This is a genomic window from Rasiella sp. SM2506 (genome assembly GCF_050859505.1).
Lineage (GTDB): Bacteria > Bacteroidota > Bacteroidia > Flavobacteriales > Flavobacteriaceae > Marinirhabdus.
Window position 1 is genome coordinate 1,737,619 of sequence record NZ_CP193934.1, and the last position, 18,442, is coordinate 1,756,060.

18 protein-coding genes and 1 tRNA gene are annotated in these 18,442 nt (G+C 35.9%); 12 read left to right on the forward strand and 7 right to left on the reverse strand.

Annotated elements, in window-relative coordinates; all coding sequences use genetic code 11:
* Positions 1-6 precede the first annotated feature (6 nt).
* From prmA to ACQ2HF_RS07850, 3 genes are all read left to right on the forward strand, one after another.
* Positions 7-843: a 50S ribosomal protein L11 methyltransferase gene (gene prmA, locus ACQ2HF_RS07840; RefSeq protein WP_432412971.1), complete on the forward strand. Its 837-nt coding sequence runs from the start codon at positions 7-9 to the stop codon at positions 841-843.
* Between the two features lie 7 nt (positions 844-850).
* On the forward strand, positions 851-1,126 hold the full coding sequence (locus tag ACQ2HF_RS07845) for an ATP-dependent Clp protease adaptor ClpS (RefSeq protein WP_432412972.1): 276 nt from the start codon (positions 851-853) through the stop codon (positions 1,124-1,126).
* A gap of 172 nt (positions 1,127-1,298) precedes the next feature.
* Positions 1,299-2,165 carry a zinc-dependent metalloprotease gene (locus ACQ2HF_RS07850; RefSeq protein WP_432412973.1) on the forward strand — a complete coding sequence of 289 codons (867 nt, stop codon included), beginning with the start codon at positions 1,299-1,301 and terminating at the stop codon, positions 2,163-2,165.
* A gap of 189 nt (positions 2,166-2,354) precedes the next feature.
* On the opposite strand, the gene ACQ2HF_RS07855 is transcribed toward ACQ2HF_RS07850, so the two are convergent.
* Together ACQ2HF_RS07855 and ACQ2HF_RS07860 are read right to left on the reverse strand one after the other, a co-directional pair.
* Complete coding sequence (locus tag ACQ2HF_RS07855) at positions 2,355-3,287, reverse strand: sterol desaturase family protein (protein WP_432412974.1); 933 nt, start codon at positions 3,285-3,287, stop codon at positions 2,355-2,357.
* A 449-nt stretch (positions 3,288-3,736) separates the two neighbouring features.
* Positions 3,737-3,810 (reverse strand) — tRNA-Arg (locus ACQ2HF_RS07860).
* A 284-nt stretch (positions 3,811-4,094) separates the two neighbouring features.
* Between ACQ2HF_RS07860 and ACQ2HF_RS07865 the strand changes: the two genes are divergently transcribed.
* The gene (locus ACQ2HF_RS07865; protein WP_432412975.1) at positions 4,095-4,253 is read left to right on the forward strand and encodes a hypothetical protein; all 159 of its coding nucleotides are present in this window, start codon (positions 4,095-4,097) and stop codon (positions 4,251-4,253) included.
* Positions 4,254-4,262: 9 nt separating this feature from the next.
* Positions 4,263-4,778, forward strand: coding sequence for an adenine phosphoribosyltransferase (locus tag ACQ2HF_RS07870; protein ID WP_432412976.1), 516 nt, complete (start codon positions 4,263-4,265; stop codon positions 4,776-4,778).
* Here the strand turns inward: ACQ2HF_RS07870 and ACQ2HF_RS07875 are convergent.
* From ACQ2HF_RS07875 to ACQ2HF_RS07890, 4 genes are all read right to left on the reverse strand, one after another.
* The gene (locus tag ACQ2HF_RS07875) at positions 4,775-4,927 is read right to left on the reverse strand and encodes an SsrA-binding protein (protein ID WP_432412977.1); all 153 of its coding nucleotides are present in this window, start codon (positions 4,925-4,927) and stop codon (positions 4,775-4,777) included. The genes ACQ2HF_RS07870 and ACQ2HF_RS07875 overlap by 4 nt on opposite strands.
* A gap of 94 nt (positions 4,928-5,021) precedes the next feature.
* On the reverse strand, positions 5,022-7,358 hold the full coding sequence (locus tag ACQ2HF_RS07880; protein ID WP_432412978.1) for a M56 family metallopeptidase: 2,337 nt from the start codon (positions 7,356-7,358) through the stop codon (positions 5,022-5,024).
* Position 7,359: 1 nt separating this feature from the next.
* Positions 7,360-7,716, reverse strand: a complete 357-nt coding sequence (locus ACQ2HF_RS07885) for a BlaI/MecI/CopY family transcriptional regulator (RefSeq protein WP_432412979.1) — start codon at positions 7,714-7,716, stop codon at positions 7,360-7,362.
* Positions 7,717-7,896: 180 nt separating this feature from the next.
* Positions 7,897-8,541: a hypothetical protein gene (locus ACQ2HF_RS07890; protein ID WP_432412980.1), complete on the reverse strand. Its 645-nt coding sequence runs from the start codon at positions 8,539-8,541 to the stop codon at positions 7,897-7,899.
* 183 nt (positions 8,542-8,724) lie between these two features.
* On the opposite strand from ACQ2HF_RS07890, the gene ACQ2HF_RS07895 reads away from it, so the two are divergent.
* On the forward strand, positions 8,725-9,681 hold the full coding sequence (locus ACQ2HF_RS07895; RefSeq protein ID WP_432412981.1) for a calcium/sodium antiporter: 957 nt from the start codon (positions 8,725-8,727) through the stop codon (positions 9,679-9,681).
* 160 nt (positions 9,682-9,841) lie between these two features.
* On the opposite strand, the gene ACQ2HF_RS07900 is transcribed toward ACQ2HF_RS07895, so the two are convergent.
* Positions 9,842-10,891, reverse strand: coding sequence for a T9SS type A sorting domain-containing protein (locus ACQ2HF_RS07900; RefSeq protein WP_432412982.1), 1,050 nt, complete (start codon positions 10,889-10,891; stop codon positions 9,842-9,844).
* Between the two features lie 338 nt (positions 10,892-11,229).
* Here ACQ2HF_RS07900 and ACQ2HF_RS07905 point away from each other — a divergent pair, with 338 nt between their 5' ends.
* The 6 genes from ACQ2HF_RS07905 (at position 11,230) to ACQ2HF_RS07930 (ending at position 18,437) form a co-directional block, all read left to right on the forward strand.
* Entirely contained in the window at positions 11,230-13,416 is a 2,187-nt protein-coding gene (locus ACQ2HF_RS07905) for a glutamine synthetase III (protein WP_432412983.1), read from the forward strand.
* A gap of 316 nt (positions 13,417-13,732) precedes the next feature.
* Positions 13,733-14,551, forward strand: coding sequence for a hypothetical protein (locus tag ACQ2HF_RS07910; protein ID WP_432412984.1), 819 nt, complete (start codon positions 13,733-13,735; stop codon positions 14,549-14,551).
* A gap of 108 nt (positions 14,552-14,659) precedes the next feature.
* A complete protein-coding gene (locus tag ACQ2HF_RS07915; protein WP_432412985.1) occupies positions 14,660-15,103 on the forward strand; it encodes a hypothetical protein in 444 nt (147 codons plus the stop codon).
* Entirely contained in the window at positions 15,100-15,489 is a 390-nt protein-coding gene (locus tag ACQ2HF_RS07920; RefSeq protein ID WP_432412986.1) for a hypothetical protein, read from the forward strand. The genes ACQ2HF_RS07915 and ACQ2HF_RS07920 overlap by 4 nt, the downstream gene beginning before the upstream one ends.
* A 723-nt stretch (positions 15,490-16,212) precedes the next feature.
* Positions 16,213-17,724, forward strand: a complete 1,512-nt coding sequence (locus ACQ2HF_RS07925) for a hypothetical protein (RefSeq protein WP_432412987.1) — start codon at positions 16,213-16,215, stop codon at positions 17,722-17,724.
* A 188-nt stretch (positions 17,725-17,912) separates the two neighbouring features.
* Positions 17,913-18,437 (forward strand): hypothetical protein, encoded by a 525-nt coding sequence (locus tag ACQ2HF_RS07930; protein ID WP_432412988.1) that lies wholly within the window; start codon positions 17,913-17,915, stop codon positions 18,435-18,437.
* The last annotated feature ends 5 nt before the right edge of the window (positions 18,438-18,442 follow it).

Here is an 18,442-nt window from a genome sequence, read left to right on the forward strand (position 1 = left end):
ACAACTATGTCCAATATATATATAGAATATAACTTTAAGGTAACTCCACCCCAGCCAGGCACAGAAATTCTAATTGCTGAACTAGGCCAAGCAGGTTTTGAAAGTTTTGTAGAAAACGAAGAAGGTGTAGAGGCGTACATCCAGAAAGAGGAGTGGAATGAAGCTATTTTGGAAGGTATATATATTCTGAAATCACCTGAATTTGAGATTACATTTCAGCAAAAAGAAATAGCACAGGTAAACTGGAACGAGGAGTGGGAAAAAAATTTTAAACCCATAGTTGTAGCAGATGCTTGTGCCGTTCGGGCGCCGTTTCACCCGCCTTTTAATGTGAAATATGAAATTATCATTGAACCAAAGATGAGTTTTGGGACAGGACATCACGAAACCACATTTATGATGCTACAGCACATTTTGGAAACAGAATGTAAGGATAAACATGTACTAGACATGGGTTGTGGTACTGCCGTACTGGCAATTCTAGCCGAAATGAGAGGTGCCACAAGCTTGGATGCCATAGATATTGACGAATGGTGTGTAGAAAACAGTACGGAAAATTTGGAAAGAAATAATTGTTTCCGAACAAAAACAATTTTAGGTGGGGCAGAAGTAATTCCAACTTCAGAAAAATACGATATTGTTATCGCTAACATTAATCGAAATATTTTGCTGGAAGACATGGGAGCGTATGTTGCTGTATTGGAGAAAGGCGGCGTTCTTTTTTTAAGTGGATTCTACAAAGAAGATCTCGCAATTATTACTGAATGTTGCAATAATTTAGGGCTCAAATTCGTTCAGAATAAAGAAAAAAACAACTGGATAGCCGCAAAATTTGTAAATTAGTACACCTATGAGCACTAAAGAAAAACAGTTAGAGGATCTTCTAATCGCCGAAGAAGTACAAAAACAGAACGAAATTGTACTTTATAATGATGACGTAAATACTTTCGATCACGTTATTGATACCCTTATGTATGCATGCGAGCATACGCCAGAGCAAGCCGAACAATGTTCTATTATTGTTCACTACAAAGGAAAATGCACAGTTAAAACTGGTGAATATACCGAATTAAAACCACGTTGCGGCATGTTGCTTGATGCAGGACTTTCTGCTGAAATTGTATAATATACTACGTAATCTACTTCTCTAATAGACTAAAAGATGTGTAATAATTACACGGTTTTGTTGTTAATTATGTATTAAAAATCTTATTTTATTGTTTATTTAATAATTTTTTATACATTTATCACAACAAAAACCTAATAACGTAATTAATCATTAATTTAATCTATTAACTATGAGAATTTTAAAATTTGGACTTATAGGAGCATTTTGCTTAAGTCTGTCATTAGTATCTTGTTCTAAAGATGAGGATACTACAACAACCCCAGAAAACAATGAAACTGCAAACATTACCAAAGAAATCCCCGAAGCGGTAAAAGAAGCAGCTGAAACACTAGAGTTAAACACCAATTTTATTAGATACGACGATTTTTATTTCCCCGACGGTACGTCTGAAGAGCGTCTTTTCTTTGAAGAGGATATTACAATGACTGAAGCTCAATTATTTCAGCTTGCAAAACTTGCTAAAGATGCCAATCAAGGTCGCCAATATAGTACCTTTAATTTGGTAAGCCAAGGTAGAAATATTTCTATAATTGGATACACAGGTGGTAACCAAGCCTTATCAAGTAAGGAACAAACCGGACTTCAATGGGCTGTAAACAACTATAACCGTTTGAGCGGAGTTTCTATTAGCTTCACTTTAACTTTTGGTACCGATTACCAGAATAAGGATATGGTAGTTTATAATAATACTGTAAACAATCCAGGTGGTGCAGGTGGTAGTGCAGGCTTTCCAAGTAATGGATTGCCAAACAAGTTTGTTCAAATCTATGGTTTGAGTGGGTATGATACTAATGTAAATGAGCACGTTATCACACACGAAATTGGACACTCGGTAGGTTTTCGTCATACCGATTGGTTTAGTCGCCAAAGTTGTGGTCAAAATACCAACGAAGGGTCTAGTGGAGTTGGAGCAGTACACATTGATGGTACTCCAACGGGCTATGATCCAACGTCTATAATGTTGGCTTGCTTCAGTGCAAATGCGAGCGGAGAATTTAACGCAAACGACATTACAGCACTTCGAGATTTGTATTAAAATGAAACTTAAATATTATAAATAACTGTTATTAGGCAAAAAACGCCCACTACAACTATGTAGTGGGCGTTTTTATATATAGTAAAGAATATAAGTACTAAGGTTGCTTTTGATACTACCACAAACTAATTAGTATATCAATAGAACCTTAACACTGGATGTAAAGCTCCTACATCAAATCCTTCAAAATCATATTTTTTTATGCTGCGTTCGCAAGGCTTTTCGCTGTTGCTTAATAGTAAGGGTGCTACCATCGTGGCTCCAGCCTGGAGGACCAAAAGCGTACATCCATTTTTCGTATAATGTATTCGCTTTTTTGATGTCTATCCAGATTTCTTTATATTCATGGGTAAGAATAACAATAGGGTTGTAGGAGTTAGGCCCGCTGGTGACGCCATACTCAATATTTATATCCTCATCAAGCTCTTTAAAAGTGCCAAAGATCCGGTCAAAAATATTTAAGAATCCGCCGTGATTCTTATCCATATATTCCAAATTACGTGCGTGGTGTACCTGGTGCATGGTGTGGGTATTCATTATATAGTCTATAACGCCAAGCTTAGGAATAAACTGGGAATGCAATTGAAATTGCCATAACGCTTCAATCCCAAGTGATACCACTAGCATTTCTGGTGGAAAACCAATAGCAACAATCCATATATAAAATAAAGGCTTATAAAAAATAGTAAACCAGCCATTGCGTACAGCGGTTCCTAAATTAAATTTTTCCGAAGAGTGGTGTACGATATGAGCTGCCCAGAAAAAACGAACCATATGGTTTTGTCTATGAAACCAGTAATAGGAAAAGTCATCGGCCACTTGACAAAAAATCCATACATACCAAGCATATCCAAAGGACTCCCATCCCATGATATTGGTTCGCACCCCATTTACTAATGGGTTAAAAATCTCATAAACAAAATTGAATAAGAGAATCACCGTTATTGTTTTTACCAAAGGTGCTATAAGCGTCGATCCAATACCCATAACCAGGCTAGAACCTAAATCCTTCCAATCGTAAAGATTCTTGATTTTTTCAGAATGCTTGTTGTACGTAAGTTCTAAGAGAATCAATCCTAGAAAACAAGGAACACCGTAAATAAGAGGGTTTGTAAAATCCATAAAAGATGATAAATGCCAAAAGTAGACCTTGACAAAGCATTAGCATCGTGATTAGTCACAAAATCTCAATATATTTGTTATAAACTGACTACGACCTATTGTCGAATACTACCTCGTTATATGCGTTTGCCATTATAGAACCCTCATTGATCTTTCTAAAAGTGATTATAGTACCCTTTACTATAGTTGATACCATACTTCAGATTTTGTAATTTTCAACACAGAAATTCTCAAGAATACGGGTTTAATACTTTTTAAGAATTTTTATTTTTTATACCCCGACGCGATTAACTTTATGATAAGTTTTCGTCTTAAAGGTTCAATTTTCAGTCGCTTAGAGGATTATTTTTTGGTTTGAATTTATTCATAAAAAGCCCAGAAAAGCTATTTGAGATTTCCTTAAACCAAAAAACCCACTCCCAGAAGGGAGCGGATTTTTTTACTCTAAGTGACCTCGACAAGATTCAAACTTGTAACCTCTTGAGCCGTAATCAAGTGCGCTATTCAGTTGCGCCACGAGGCCATTATTTTGTTACATTCAGGTAGTAACCTCGACAAAATTAAAAATACCGCTTACTACGATACCAGCTTTGTAACCTTTTGCAAACAAATTTTACTTTGTTAGCGGGTGCAAATATATTTCTTTTTGTTTGTTTGCACAACCTAGTTGCGTAAAATTTATAGAGTTCATTTATCTTTATAAAATGTAGTGTTGCCTAAAGTTTATAATCTTCTATGTATATTTATGATACCCTTAGCAGCATGTGGTGTAGCAATACCTTAATTTTATACACAAACTATATATTTATGACCAAAATTGTTAAAGATTCAGATAATGAGCAAGAGCGTGACTATATTTTTCAGGACAATAAAAAAACTGTATTTGGAGCTAGCTTTATAGTAGTGATTCTTGTTATTCTAGTACTTGCAGTTATTGCTACAGCATTTTACTTAGATTGGTTTTAAAATAAGAATATGCTCGATATAGAACAGTACATTCGCGATGTTCAGGATTTCCCAAAGCCAGGAGTGGTTTTTAAGGATATTACGCCTCTTTTAGCAAATCCCGAGGCAATGAAAGTTTGCGTCGAGGAGTTGTTACGACTTACTGAAATGCAACCCATAGATAAGGTTGTTGGTATTGAATCCAGAGGTTTTTTCTTTGCGACACTTTTAGCACAGGAATTAAACGCAGGTTTTGTACCTATAAGAAAGCCTGGTAAATTACCATATACTACATTCAAGCAACCCTATACTTTAGAATATGGTATGGATTCTTTAGAAATTCACGAAGATGCCATTCAAAAGGGAGATAAAGTATTATTGCATGATGATGTTTTAGCAACAGGAGGAACTGCGCAAGCCGCATGTAGATTGATTGAGCAATTAGGTGGAGAAATAGTACAGTGTAATTTTTTAATTGAATTATCCTTTCTTAAAGGAATAAGCAAACTGAGAGACTATGAGATACGTTCTTTACTTACCTATTAATCCAATGCATTTTTAGTTACCCATAATTTATAACCAAATAGCGCCATTTGTAGCTTAGACGCCTTTGCAAGATCTACTTGTTTTTTGGTAAGGCTAGGTAAAATAGCCTTGTTTATTTTTGCCAGTGTTTTAAAAAATTTCTTTTTCATGGGTACGTTGCTATTTCAACATCTAAAAATACTGAAATAAAAAAGTCTTTCAGCAATGCCAAAAGACTTTATGTTTTCTTTAAAATAAGTTGGGTTACATTTCTACTACAATCATTTCAATAGCATCATCACCATCTGTTTGTATTGTTTTTGAGACCTTGCTACCTTTACCATTGTCAAACGTAGCTTTAATTCCTATTATTTCACCATTGCTATTACGTTTTACACGTTTGTAATTAAAGTCAATTCCTTTTCCGGAAAGTTGCGTTTTCATTTGTTTCAACTGTGCATCTGTAGTGTTTTTGGTAATCACAATTTTTTCTGAAGCGGTGCTCTTAATAGTTGTATGAAGTCTATTGCTTGTTTCTGCGACTTCTCCATTGATCTTTCGCATTTCGGCTACTTCCTGGCGTAATTTAGATTGAGATTGGCGTAGTTCTTTTCGTGTTTCAGCAAGTTCTGAACGTACTTCGCTCAGATTTTCAGTCCGCATTTTAAGGGCTTCTTTTCTTGTTTCCATCGCATTTCCACGAAGTTCATTTCGTTTTTCCAATAGTGCCACTCTTTTCTCCTTCCTTAGTTCGCTTTCTTTAGAGCCAAATCCAGAGGCGCCTTTTTCGGTATCCATATAAAAATAGAAATCACTAATAGGTTCTCCATCATCACTCATCACAGTATACGTGCCCTTATTCCCTTTTCCTTCATATGAAATTGAAATCGCCGTCATTTCACCTTTTTTATTATAGGCTACGTTTTTGTAATTGAAATCTATCCCGTGGTCGCGCTTTAGTTCAGTTTTAAAACCGTCTAATTGTTCTTTGGTAGTGTTCTTGGTAATGTTAATTCGTATTTCTTTAACTGTGGAATTTACCTCAGGTTTCAATTTAGAAACTTTTGTTTCTGAACTTTTTTTTTCAACCTTGGTAAATGTGGAAACTCCATTCAGTACCATAACACCATCTTTTCCTTTGGTACCATATTTGGCTTCCCCTTCTTTCTTATTCAAAATTTCGGCAGTACCCTCTAGTGCTATAGTTTTGTCTTTAGGTAATTGATTTTTACGATATTCTTTTCCGTTGATGATGTATAACGGATTCTCACCAAGGATAGGCTCTTTGGCTTTTGCTTGCTTTTTTGTGACGCTTTTTGAAGCTAGATTTAAGCCTTTATTTTCTGTCGCAATCAGTTGCAAATTATCTTCTGTAATTTTGAATTGCACGCCATCTTTTCCAATTTCTGAAACCAATAGCACACCGTTTTCTTGTGGTTCAATAGTGTAAACTGTCTGAAACGGAGCACCCGTTCCACGATCAAAACGAGTATAAAAGCGATCGTTTCCACTAAATTTTGTCTGGAAGCTGAAGTTGATAAGGCTTCCGCTTGCATCTCTTTTTCTTTCAGCGATTTTTACGAGACTTTCTGGGTGGTTCTCCATAAAATAGATTTCCAGGGCGTCTAATTCGGCATTGGTTGTTTTGGCTGAAAAGCTCATTACTGAATTCAGGGTAGCTAAGCTGTTGTTTTCCTTCAAGGAAATTTCAGGAGAAGAGGTGGTGTATTCAATAACATCTTCCGTATTAAAACTCCATAGGAATAAGGCGAGTGCAGGCAGCACCAGCATTAATTTTAATTGATTGTACTTTTTTGAGTTGCTTTTGTTTAACATAATGATTCGTTTTTTGATGAATGAATGATAAAAATTATTAGTAAGCGCCGGTACGGGTAAGGATGATGAAGCCTTGAGGAGCGCAAGTTGGTACTCGGTTTTTGAGGGTATGTTAGAAACGGTTTGATTATCTGCTAGAAATTCTAAATTCGCTTCTATACTTTTTTTGTACAGCCATGAAATTGGGTTTGCCCATTGCAAAGCACGCATTATATTGGAAAGCAGTACATCTATGCTATGCCACTGTGCAGCGTGTACTTTTTCGTGTTGTAAAATCATTTCCAACTCCTGTTGTTCATGAGTTTCAGGATTAAAAATAATATAGTTGAAAAATGAAAATGGAGCTATTGAGTCGTTCATTTCAATAAAACGGAAGCCATTTGCTCTTCGGGAAGGATGTTTCCGAAGTAAATTGAAGAGCGACGCAAGCTGTATCCCAAAACGAGCAGCCATAATTCCTAGTCCGATGAGGTAGATAGTCACTAAGATTTGCCAAATATCTATAGCTTCTTTTACAGGAGTTGTTTGTACAATTTGAATTGGATTTAGTTCTTCAATAGCTACCGTAGGAACAAAAACAGGTGTCTCTACAAGCGTAACAGTAGTAAAAGTTACAAAAGGCAGGAGCAATGCTGAAGCGATCCCAACTAATAAAAAAGTACGATTCGCTGTAAAAAAAGTATCTTTTCTAAGCACAAAAATATAGACCAAATAGAAGAGTGTCAAGATCCCGGCAGACTTTGCGATGTAGGTGATAAATTCCATATTAATTCTTGTTTTCTATGATGCTTAAAATCTCGCGAAGTTCTTCGGCACTTATCTTTTCTTCTTTCGCAAAAAACGAAACCATACTTTTATAGCTATTGTCAAAATAGCGTTTGGTAGCCTGGTTCATAAATTTCTTAGTGTATTCTTCCTTGCTTACCACTGGGAAATATTGGTGTGTCTTTCCAAAGGCCTGGTGCGAAACATATCCTTTTTCTTCCAGGTTTCTAACAATGGTAGAAACCGTATTGTAGTGATTATCTCCAGGCATAGCAGCCACAACTTCTTTTACGAAAGCTTTCTCAAGCTTCCATAAGGTTTGCATTACCTCTTCTTCTTTATTTGTTAATTGTTCCAAAATTTTTATTATTTATTGTCCTTACTTCGTTCGGACTATTATTTATTTTTATTGCCTATTCTCAATTTGGCACACTATTTTAATCCCTCATTTCAAACCAAGTTACCAAGTATCGTCATCTCTCTTGATACAACAGAAAGTTGGGATTGTATCGAGGGACTACAAGCGACCTGTCGCGTCCTACTGTCTACCTGCTACCGGCTCTTTACAGTCAAAACACATTTCAAATACAAGATAATGCTTTATCCCAAATTTCTTCCCCCAGTTTTCTATGTCTTTTCCGCTGTTTTCAACCGCACACCAGTATTTTGCTCCGTCCTTTTCATAGGGTAAGATATACGCCATTAAATAGAATTTTTCTCCTTTTATAATGTCTTCTTTAAAAGTTTCGGCAATGTTACGAAGGCTGTAGTCGTCACTTTTAATGGCGTCAAATTCCATCGTTCTTCCAAAGCGGGGAAACTTAAAGCTCATTTTTAGTTTGTTGTCACTTGTTACTTTTGAAATCACTTTAAAATCAAAAACAGTATCCTTTAACTTTTCCAATCCAGGGACGTCAATCGTTGCCGAATTGGTAACCACAGTTTCTTTTTTAAGCTTCCCATTCCATATCTCTTTTGCAGTAAGTTTGAAGGTACTTCCTTTTAAATCGGCTCCTGTAAATTTCATATTATAGAATGCCACCCCTTCAAAAAACATGAGATCACTAACGTCTTCATTTTCTGAAAGGTATTCAGAAGTCATGGTGATTGGGCTGGGTTTTGGCATTTGCGCTATAACAGCGTAGGTAGACAGAAAGAATAGGATGAATATTGATGTTTTCATAAGGATACTAGATTTTTGATTGATGCTGAAACAAAGATATAACGAGTTTTTTAGTTATGCAACTGTTTTTGTAGTTATATAACTGAATTTATAGTTGATTATTGTTTTCTATCAAATAAATCTAAAATCTTCCTTCTAAAAACGGCAATCATTTAAGTATCTTCGCCACCTTAATATATAGGTATGAGTATTCTGTTTATTTTTTTAGGATTGGTACTTCTGGTAGTGGGAGGTGAGTTTTTGGTACGTGCCTCTGTGGGCTTGTCTTTTAAGCTAAAGCTTTCTAAAATGGTCATTGGATTAACGGTGGTTTCTTTTGCTACCTCGGCTCCAGAATTATTAGTGAGCATACAGGCAGCGTTAAATGGGTTTAGTGATATAGCTTTAGGGAATGTAATTGGTTCTAATATTGCCAATATTGGTTTGGTGCTAGGGATTACCGCAATTATTGCTCCTTTGGCTATTGACAGGGATTTTTATAAATTCAATTGGCCTGTGATGATGTTGTTGTCGGTGGTGCTTTATTTTGTGCTGAAAAGTGGTAACGAAATTACCTTTTGGGAAGGAATTGGGCTTCTGGCATTATTGTTTGTCTACCTCTACCTATTGATACACCGAGCCAGAAAAATGACAAAAACGCATCCCGTAGACGATGGTGTAGATGACGGACTCTCAAAAGCCAGTAATTTTAAAATAGTAATATGGTTACTTATTGGTGGGGTAGCGTTGTATGGCGGTAGTGAATTTCTGGTTACGGGTGCCGTAGATTTGGCAACAACCATGGGAATTAGTGAGCGCGTTATTGCGGTAACAATGATTGCCATAGGCACAAGCGTTCCAGAATTAGCAGCTTCGGTAATTGCAGCGTTAAAAAAGGAAAAAGCAATTTCATTGGGCAATTTAATAGGATCCAATATATTTAATATCGCTTCGGTTCTGGGTATTACGGCTATCATTCAGCCCATCGCGGTAAAGAGCCAGGAAGTACTAACCAACGATATCTGGTGGATGCTAGGTTTTGCCGCAATATTAATACCCATGGCATTCCTTCCCAGGAAGTTTGAGATAGGCCGTATTAAAGGTGTGATCATTGTTGCTGCCTACTGTATCTTTATTAGTTTGGCGTTTTTGGGAGATTAGGTTTTAGGTTAAAAATTTTGAAATGTATATGGCTCCGTCAGTCATATAGTGAGTAAGGGTTTGCGACGAAGAATGATTCAAGATTTTTAAACTTAGGTGCTTATGTAAGGCTGAGAGGTTGTGGAATTTAGTAGTTGAATATAGGTTGGCAAATGTATTATTAGATTTTTCTAAACTTTATGGTTTTGCCTTCATTGATTTTCAAAAAATAAACACCGCTACTAAGACTTTGGATGTTAATCTTTCTGTTTTCTGATATACTACCGTGTATTACTCTTTTTCCAAAAACATCCATAATTGAGTATTTTTGAGATTCATATATTCCATAAATTTGGATAAATTCACTTGAAGGATTAGGGAATAATATTAGTGGAGATATTTTTAAGTTATCAGGTACGGTAAGGATATCAAGAATAGTCTTAATAATTTTACCGCTGTCAAATTCGGCTATATATAATGCATTGCCAATAATTATTAAACCAGTTGGTCCATCTAAGTTAGTTAAGACTTCTTCTGCTACCGGGGAGGCTTCTGTAATATCAATCTTAGAAATCCTGCCTCCCGTGTATTCAGAAATATATAAGTCATTATTATATAGAAAAAAGGAAGTTGGACCTTCTAAATTACCTACCACTTCAATAGGTATTGGGCTTGGTTCTGTAATATTTATCTTTACAATTCTATTTGCATCGTATTCTGCAATGTATAAGTAACTATCAGATAAGACCATTTCATTAGGACTTAAAAGATTAGAGGCAATAATTTCTAAAGATGGGTTGGAATCATTTATATTAATCTTGTAAATTATATTGTCTAGTACATCCGAAATGTATAAATCATTATTATTTAACAGTAGGCCTACCGGGTGGCCTAAACCTGAGACAACTAAAGTAGGAATGGGATTAGAATTGGTAATCTCTATTTTATAAATGCTTTTAGTTTCAGAATCAGCAAAGTAAAGATCTGTTCCATTTAGTAAAATTCCATTGGGTGTTTCCAAACCTCCCAGAACTTGAATAATGACAGGATTTGGTTTCGTTATATTTATTTTTGAAATTTCGTTGCCCTCGTATTGAGAAAAATAGAGCTCATCTTCATAATATAAAATTCTCCCTGTCCCTTCAAGTCCACTGACCACATCAACAGTTTGAGAAAATAAATTTATTCCTATAAACACTTGAAAGACAAAAAAAATAATTTGATGTTTCATTTTTATAAAGGTTTGCGAACTCGTGAGATACTGTATTTTGTCGTCGGTATCCTGTAAAGAAAATCGTTTATATCCCAAAAATACTAAAAACTGCCGCACCTCTCCACCCATTCAGAAAAAGTATGTTCAAGCAGTTCTCCCTGTATCCAATTTTTAACATGGCAATCTTTCTTCTTTCTTCAGTTGCTAATTATTTTAAATTTATTGATAAACAGGGGGTCATTGAATGAAAAAACCCTTTTATTAATAACTTAACACAAAAAAACAGGGGGTGTATTCTGTAAAAAGTTATTTTTGTGCCGTTATTAAACAATAAAACACTTAAAAAGAACAAATTTATGTCCACCTTAAGATTTCATGCCATTAAAGAGACGTTCAATCGTCCTGTTATTGATGTTAAAGAAGCAGAACGTCGTTCAGAAGTATTTGGAAAAAACGTATTTAACAACGGAGCTATGCGTCAATACTTGACGAAAGACTCTTATAAAAGTGTACAAGATGCCGTGGAAAACGGTTCAAAGATTAACCGTAACGTTGCAGACCATATTTCTACAGGAATGAAAGAATGGGCTATAAGCAAAGGCGCTACGCATTACACACACTGGTTCCAGCCGTTAACAGGTACAACCGCAGAGAAGCACGATGCCTTTTTTGAAACAACAGATGATGGTGGTGCCATCGAAAAATTTGGGGGCGGGCAATTAGTGCAGCAAGAACCAGATGCCTCTAGTTTCCCGAATGGTGGTATTAGAAACACTTTTGAAGCACGTGGCTATACGGCATGGGATCCAACCTCTCCAGCTTTTATCTACGGAACAACCTTATGTATTCCTACCGTATTTGTTGCCTACACAGGGGAAGCGTTGGATAACAAAACACCGTTACTTAGAGCTTTACAGTCTATTGACCAAGCAGCAACAGCAGTAGCAAAGTATTTTGATAAAAACGTAACCAAAGTAAACCCAACCTTAGGGTGGGAACAAGAATATTTCCTCATTGACAGAGCCTTAGCCAAATCCCGTCCAGACATTAACCTGACTGGAAGAACCTTATTAGGGCACGCTTCGGCAAAAGGACAGCAGTTAGACGATCACTACTTTGGATCTATCACCAGACGTGTACTAGACTATATGCGCGATTTGGAAAACGAATGTATGTTATTGGGAATTCCGGTAAAAACCCGTCACAATGAAGTAGCGCCTAACCAGTTTGAGTTGGCACCTATTTTTGAAGAAACCAATCTTGCTGTAGACCACAACTCCTTATTAATGGATGTAATGGCAAAAGTGGCAGACCGTCACGAGTTTAAAGTACTCTTTCACGAAAAGCCTTTTGCAGGTGTAAACGGAAGTGGGAAGCACAACAATTGGTCTTTGGCTACTAGCACAGGTATTAATTTATTACAGCCGGGTAGCACACCTATGAAGAATCTTCAGTTTTTAACCTTCTTTATCAACACCATTAAAGCGGTGAATGATTATGAAGAATTGTTGAGAGCTTCTATCGCCAGTGCAAGTAACGACCATAGACTGGGCGCAAACGAAGCACCGCCAGCGATTATTTCAGTATTTATTGGCTCACAGTTAACCAATGTTTTAGATGAGCTTGAAAAAGTGAAGAACGGTAAACTTTCACCAGAAGATAAAACCGATCTTAAACTGAATGTAGTAGGAAAAATTCCTGAAATCTTATTGGACAACACAGACCGTAACCGTACCTCACCATTTGCTTTTACAGGAAATAAATTCGAGTTTAGAGCTGTAGGGTCTACCGCCAACTGTGCAAAACCTATGACGGTGTTGAATGCTATTGTTGCCAAACAACTAATCGACTTTAAAGTTGAAGTAGACACATTGATCAAAGATAAAAAGATGAAGAAGGATGACGCTATCTTCAATGTGCTAAAAGGATATATTAAGGACTCTAAGCGTATTCGTTTTGAAGGTGATGGCTATGGAGATGCGTGGGAAAAAGAAGCGAAGAAGCGTAAATTAAGTAATAACAAGACTACTCCGGAAGCACTAAAAGCCCAGATTTTTAAAAGTACCATCGAATTGTATGAAAGTCTTGGTATTATGAGTAAGGTAGAGATTGAAGCACGTCATGAAATAGAAGTAGAAGAATATGCCATGCGGATTCAAATTGAAGGACGTGTCTTGGGAGATATTGCCCGCAATCACGTAATTCCAACATCCATTAGATATCAAAACCTTTTAATTGAAAACGTACAAGGTTTAAAGGACATCTACGGAAAGAGCTTTAAGAAATACGCCAAAGAACAAATGAACCTTATTGAAGCTATTAGCAATCATATTGAAACCATTAATAAAGGGATTACAGATATGATTAACGAACGCAAAAAGGCAAACGGTATAGACAATGCAGAAAAAAAAGCCTTTGCATACTGTGATAACGTGAAGCCTTATTTTGATGAAATTCGCTATCACTGTGACAAATTGGAATTATTGGTAGATGATGAAATCTGGCCTTTAACCAAATATCGTGAGCTGCTTTTCACGAGATAAGCGTAGTAATTATATACAATAGTAAAAGTGCCTCCAATATGGAGGCACTTTTTTTTTGACCCTAGCGAGCGATATAATTCTTTAAATCATCGACAACGGTAGTATTTAAACGTTTTTCCTTCTGAAAAGGGGTAAACCCCTTTTATATAAAGGGTTGATTGTGAGTGATTAAAAGGGGCTTGTGCCTAGTCTTTTACGGCCAGTCTTGTTAGATATTTGTACCAGAAGTTCAAAAGATACCTCAAAGCTTGCAAGCAGAGTTTCCAAGAACCAGAAACAGTTTTAACCAAAATAGTAATTATTAAACTTTGAAATTATGAAAAAATTAATTTTCAGCGCAATGGCGCTAATGATCGGAGCAGTAATGTTCGCACAGTTCAACAACAGTAATGTGTTGCAAATTGGACTATTAAATGATTCGGATGTAGACCAGACAGGTTTGCTTAATGATTCAGATGTTTTTCAACTTGGAGCCTTGAATGGTTCAGATGTAGACCAGGTAGGTGCTTTTAACATTTCGGATGTAGACCAAATTGGAATCGCAAACACCTCACGTGTAGACCAATTAGGGATTGCAAACGGTTCTACTGTATTACAAATTGGAATCTTGAACGATTCTGAAGTAGACCAAATTGGAATATTAAATGGATCTTCTGTAACGCAATTGGGTGTTTTGAATACTTCAGATGTTGGACAGTTAGGAGCTTTAAACACATCTGATGTTGACCAACTAGGAATTGCCAATACGTCTACTGTAACTCAAATTGGGCTTGCAAATGACTCAGATGTAGATCAGATTGGAGCATTGAACAATAGTGATGTAGATCAGTTTGGAATCTTAAACGGTTCTACCGTATTCCAGTTTGGAATTGGAAATGACTCTGATGTTGATCAATTAGGGATTGCTAACACGAGTGATGTGTTTCAATTTGGAATTGGAAACGACTCTGACGTATTACAAATAGGATTAGCAAATGATTCAGATGTGGATCAAATAGGATTCTTTAATACGTCACTAGTAAACCAGTTTGGAGCTTTTAATACAAGTGATGTTTTACAAACAGGATTAGGTCACAACAGTGTTGTAAACCAATTGGGAATTGCAAACAACTCTAGTGTTACACAAAGTAACTAAATAGATCTCCTTATAAATTTTACCTCAAAATTTATTTGTAAGCCAAGTATAGTACAGGAGTGCCATAAACAGTACTCCTGTACTTTACAATTAAAACAAAACGCTCCCATGAAAACGTTAGTCTCACTCTTATTACTATGTTTCTGCTTTATATTGTTGACATTCGCTTCAGCAATCGCGCAAAAAACCATAAGCACTGATATTAAAAATTCAGTTAGTATTCAGCAAATAGGGAATAACAACATTCGTAGTGCAGACATCTTTACAGAAAAGAATAGTGTCGCCTTGTTTGAGATAAGTGTAAAAAATTCATCAAACTTAAACATAGCAGCTTTTGAAGCTAAAGGAGCCTTAGTAAAAGCTGGGATTACTACTTCCTTCTTTCAGAAGAACCGCCCTTACACTAAAAATATTCAAACAGTAGTTTTACAACAAGGAAATAATCAAAACCTTTTAATGCTAGAAAGTAATGGTGATTTAGACACTATGAAAATAGCGATGAAAGCCAACCATCAAAACACTGCCATTAGAAACTTTAAACGCCAACGATGAGCATTTTCTTTTCCATATTATTTTTAATGAGTTTCGGAAATACTTCTGAAGTACCATTTACACAATCAAAAAAAAATACCTTACGTGCTAAGATTAGTACAACTCTAGAAGGCAATACATTACATATAACAGCTATGGCAACTAATACTACTGCAAACAATCAAAACATTGTTTACGTACTGTTAGTTGAAAAAAATAAAAACAAAGGTGGAAACAGATCAAACAATTCACAAAGAGGAAGTGCCATGATAGAGAGTTATAAAACCAAAAAACTATCTACCACAGTAATAAACACCACCTCTAAAGATATAATTAATATCTCGCTTCGCATTTATGGTAAAGGCAGTGAACTCTTAAGTGAAGATACTGTCACTATACCCCAGTAAAAAGCACAGCGCTAACAACGAATACTTATAAACCTGAAAGCAATGAAAACTAGGTGAACTCTCTTTATATTAGTAATAACAATTTCCTATTGCTAGTTCAACAGTTTGTTTAAACTCCAAAAAATCTTGTTTTTTGTGTTGACCCTTTTACGGATACCTGGTTGCTACACTCTACCAACGTGTAAATAATATGTAGCAAAAATGATTCATAAAATAGGTGTTGGTCTCTAAGGTTTTGTAAGAATTTACATAATGTACGTGTAAGTACGTAGTTATTAATCGGTTATAACAAACATTTTATCGAACAGAAAACAATAAAATTTAATTTTAACAAATATTTAACATTTTAACAAATGTTTAAGAAAACTGTATTTCGTCGATTAAAATTTCTTCAAGACAGACCCTAGGCAGTTCATTAATAGTCTTTTTCCTACAAATTAGTTTTGCACTAGCCTGTCATTATTTTCACTCATTGTATTTTCAAAATATAGTCAGATATTTGAAGTATCAGAAACATATAAAATTCCTCATTTGTTTTTCTGATGAATCAAACACCAAATGACAAACCAACGTTTGATTCACTCGTAACACATTCCCCATATTTAGAAAATAAGAAATTTTGGTTTCATCCGAAAGTAGATTTTACGTCCTATAATCAAACGTAAGTACCTGGAAATCAACTAAAAATAGTTTTTTAACCTTTATTAACTTAAATTTTTACTTATGAAAAAAGTAGTTTTATGCGCAGTAGCGCTCATGGCAGGAACAGTAATGTTCGGACAAATGAATGACAGTGACGTCCTTCAAATAGGAGTTGCAAACACTTCTAATGTGAATCAAGACGGTTTTAAGAACAACTCGGACGTACTTCAAGTTGGGATTAGTAACGATTCAGACGTCGATCAAGAAGGAAGACGTAATGGTTCTTTAGTGGTTCAATTAGGAGAAGACAACGAATCTGATGTGGATCAAGACGGAAGACGTAATGGTTCTCTTGTTTTCCAATTAGGAGAAGATAATGAGTCTGATGTAGAACAGGATGGTAGAGACAACGGTTCTTTAGTAATTCAGTTAGGAGAAGATAATGATTCAGACGTTGATCAAGAAGGAAGACGTAATGGTTCTTTGGTGCTTCAAGTAGGAGAAGATAACGATTCTGATGTAGATCAGGAAGGTAGAGACAACGGTTCTTTAGTAATTCAATTAGGAGAGGACAATGATTCAGACGTTGATCAAGAAGGAAGACGTAATGGTTCTTTGGTACTTCAAGTAGGAGAAGATAACGATTCTGATGTAGATCAGGACGGTAGAGACAATGGTTCTTTAGTAATTCAATTAGGAGAAGACAACGATTCTGATGTAGATCAAGACGGAAGACGCAATGGTTCTTTGGTTTTCCAATTAGGTGAAGACAACGATTCTGATGTAGATCAGGATGGTAGAGACAACGGTTCTTTAGTAGTACAAATTGGTGAAGACAACGATTCTGATGTTGACCAAGATGGTAGACGTAACGGTTCTTTGGTTTTCCAATTAGGTGAAGATAACGATTCTGATGTAGATCAAAATGGTAGAGACAACGGTTCTTTAGTTCTTCAAATTGGTGAAGACAACGATTCTGATGTAGATCAAAACGGAAGACGTAACGGTTCTGCTGTTATTCAATTAGGTGAAGACAATGAGTCTATCGTGTACCAGCAAGGTCGTGATAACGGATCTTTAGTAATGCAAATTGGTGAAGATAATGAGTCTGATGTATACCAAGTAGGTCGCAGAAACAGTTCTTTTGTTTTCCAGTTAGGTGAAGATAACTTCGGTTACATTACTCAAATTGGTAGAGACAATGACCAAGACTTAGTACAATTAGGAGAAGACAATGATGCGTATGTAACGCAAGAAGGTCGTCGTAACGATTCTTACGCACTACAGGTAGGTGATGACAATTATTTAGAAGTTCACCAACTTGGTAGAGACAACACATCTACGTCACTTCAATTTGGTTTAGGTAACTACGGTTCTGTTGACCAGCACGGAAGAAACAACGACTCTGATGTTCTTCAGGTTGGAGTTTGGAATGGGCAAACAACTGAGCAGTACGGAAGAAACAACGATTCTGATGTATTACAAGTTGGATTGTTAAACGGTAGCTTTGTTCACCAGCACGGTCTAGGACATATGAGTAATGTTGCTCAGATTGGAGCTTTCAATAGTTCAACTGTTATCCAGCATAACTAATACATAGTCCTTGAGAAATTTATCTCAAACTATTTGTTAAAACTAATATTTGATAGGGGCAAACGCCCCTATCATTTTACTGTAAAAGCCCCAATCTTTATCGATACTACAAGAATAATTTCTTGAACAGTTTGATTTCCAATATTTCCCCTTATCTTTATACTTATAACCTTTTTATTGTGATCAAGATGAAAACAATACCTACTGCATATATACTACTCATTTTGTCTCTTGTAGGCAATTTGGTATTCGCTCAAACAAATTCTAATATTAAGTCCTCAGTTATTGAAGTTTTTAAAAATGAGGGTGCCACATTAAATTTTTTATCTTCACAACAAGAGCGCTTCACTAATAATTCACAAAACATTTCTACTAGTAATGCTGTTTATATTCAGCAAGTAGGTAACTACAATGCTGTAGCTTCTACCACCCAGTCTCTATCGAGTGACATCAATTTATTTCAAATCGGGAATCGTAATGAGGTTGTCTTAGGAGTAAAGGCTGCTTCAATAAACGAAAATGTGATTCAACAAGGAGTTAATAACAGTTTCTTAGATGTTAGCACGAATGGCAGTATTTTTCACGCTGCAAATGTTATTCAGCAAGGAACTAATCAAAATCTTATTTGGTTAGGCGATAATTCTATATCTAAAAATATGCTGGTGCGTATGCGTGGTAATGGACAAACAGTTCTTGTTAGAAATATTAAGTAATACTA

Bases quoted from the DNA above. Each gene is read 5' to 3' on its own strand.
- ACQ2HF_RS07855 (WP_432412974.1), bottom strand. From the start codon at position 3,287: ATGGATTTTACAAACCCTCTTATTTACGGTGTTCCTTGTTTTCTAGGA.
- ACQ2HF_RS07910 (WP_432412984.1), top strand. From the start codon at position 13,733: ATGAAAAAATTAATTTTCAGCGCAATGGCGCTAATGATCGGAGCAGTA.
- ACQ2HF_RS07875 (WP_432412977.1), bottom strand. From the start codon at position 4,927: ATGAAAAAGAAATTTTTTAAAACACTGGCAAAAATAAACAAGGCTATT.
- ACQ2HF_RS07865 (WP_432412975.1), top strand. From the start codon at position 4,095: ATGACCAAAATTGTTAAAGATTCAGATAATGAGCAAGAGCGTGACTAT.
- ACQ2HF_RS07925 (WP_432412987.1), top strand. From the start codon at position 16,213: ATGAAAAAAGTAGTTTTATGCGCAGTAGCGCTCATGGCAGGAACAGTA.
- prmA (WP_432412971.1), top strand. From the start codon at position 7: ATGTCCAATATATATATAGAATATAACTTTAAGGTAACTCCACCCCAG.
- ACQ2HF_RS07930 (WP_432412988.1), top strand. From the start codon at position 17,913: ATGAAAACAATACCTACTGCATATATACTACTCATTTTGTCTCTTGTA.
- ACQ2HF_RS07850 (WP_432412973.1), top strand. From the start codon at position 1,299: ATGAGAATTTTAAAATTTGGACTTATAGGAGCATTTTGCTTAAGTCTG.
- ACQ2HF_RS07900 (WP_432412982.1), bottom strand. From the start codon at position 10,891: ATGAAACATCAAATTATTTTTTTTGTCTTTCAAGTGTTTATAGGAATA.
- ACQ2HF_RS07920 (WP_432412986.1), top strand. From the start codon at position 15,100: ATGAGCATTTTCTTTTCCATATTATTTTTAATGAGTTTCGGAAATACT.
- ACQ2HF_RS07880 (WP_432412978.1), bottom strand. From the start codon at position 7,358: ATGGAATTTATCACCTACATCGCAAAGTCTGCCGGGATCTTGACACTC.
- ACQ2HF_RS07915 (WP_432412985.1), top strand. From the start codon at position 14,660: ATGAAAACGTTAGTCTCACTCTTATTACTATGTTTCTGCTTTATATTG.
- ACQ2HF_RS07895 (WP_432412981.1), top strand. From the start codon at position 8,725: ATGAGTATTCTGTTTATTTTTTTAGGATTGGTACTTCTGGTAGTGGGA.
- ACQ2HF_RS07905 (WP_432412983.1), top strand. From the start codon at position 11,230: ATGTCCACCTTAAGATTTCATGCCATTAAAGAGACGTTCAATCGTCCT.
- ACQ2HF_RS07870 (WP_432412976.1), top strand. From the start codon at position 4,263: ATGCTCGATATAGAACAGTACATTCGCGATGTTCAGGATTTCCCAAAG.
- ACQ2HF_RS07845 (WP_432412972.1), top strand. From the start codon at position 851: ATGAGCACTAAAGAAAAACAGTTAGAGGATCTTCTAATCGCCGAAGAA.
- ACQ2HF_RS07890 (WP_432412980.1), bottom strand. From the start codon at position 8,541: ATGAAAACATCAATATTCATCCTATTCTTTCTGTCTACCTACGCTGTT.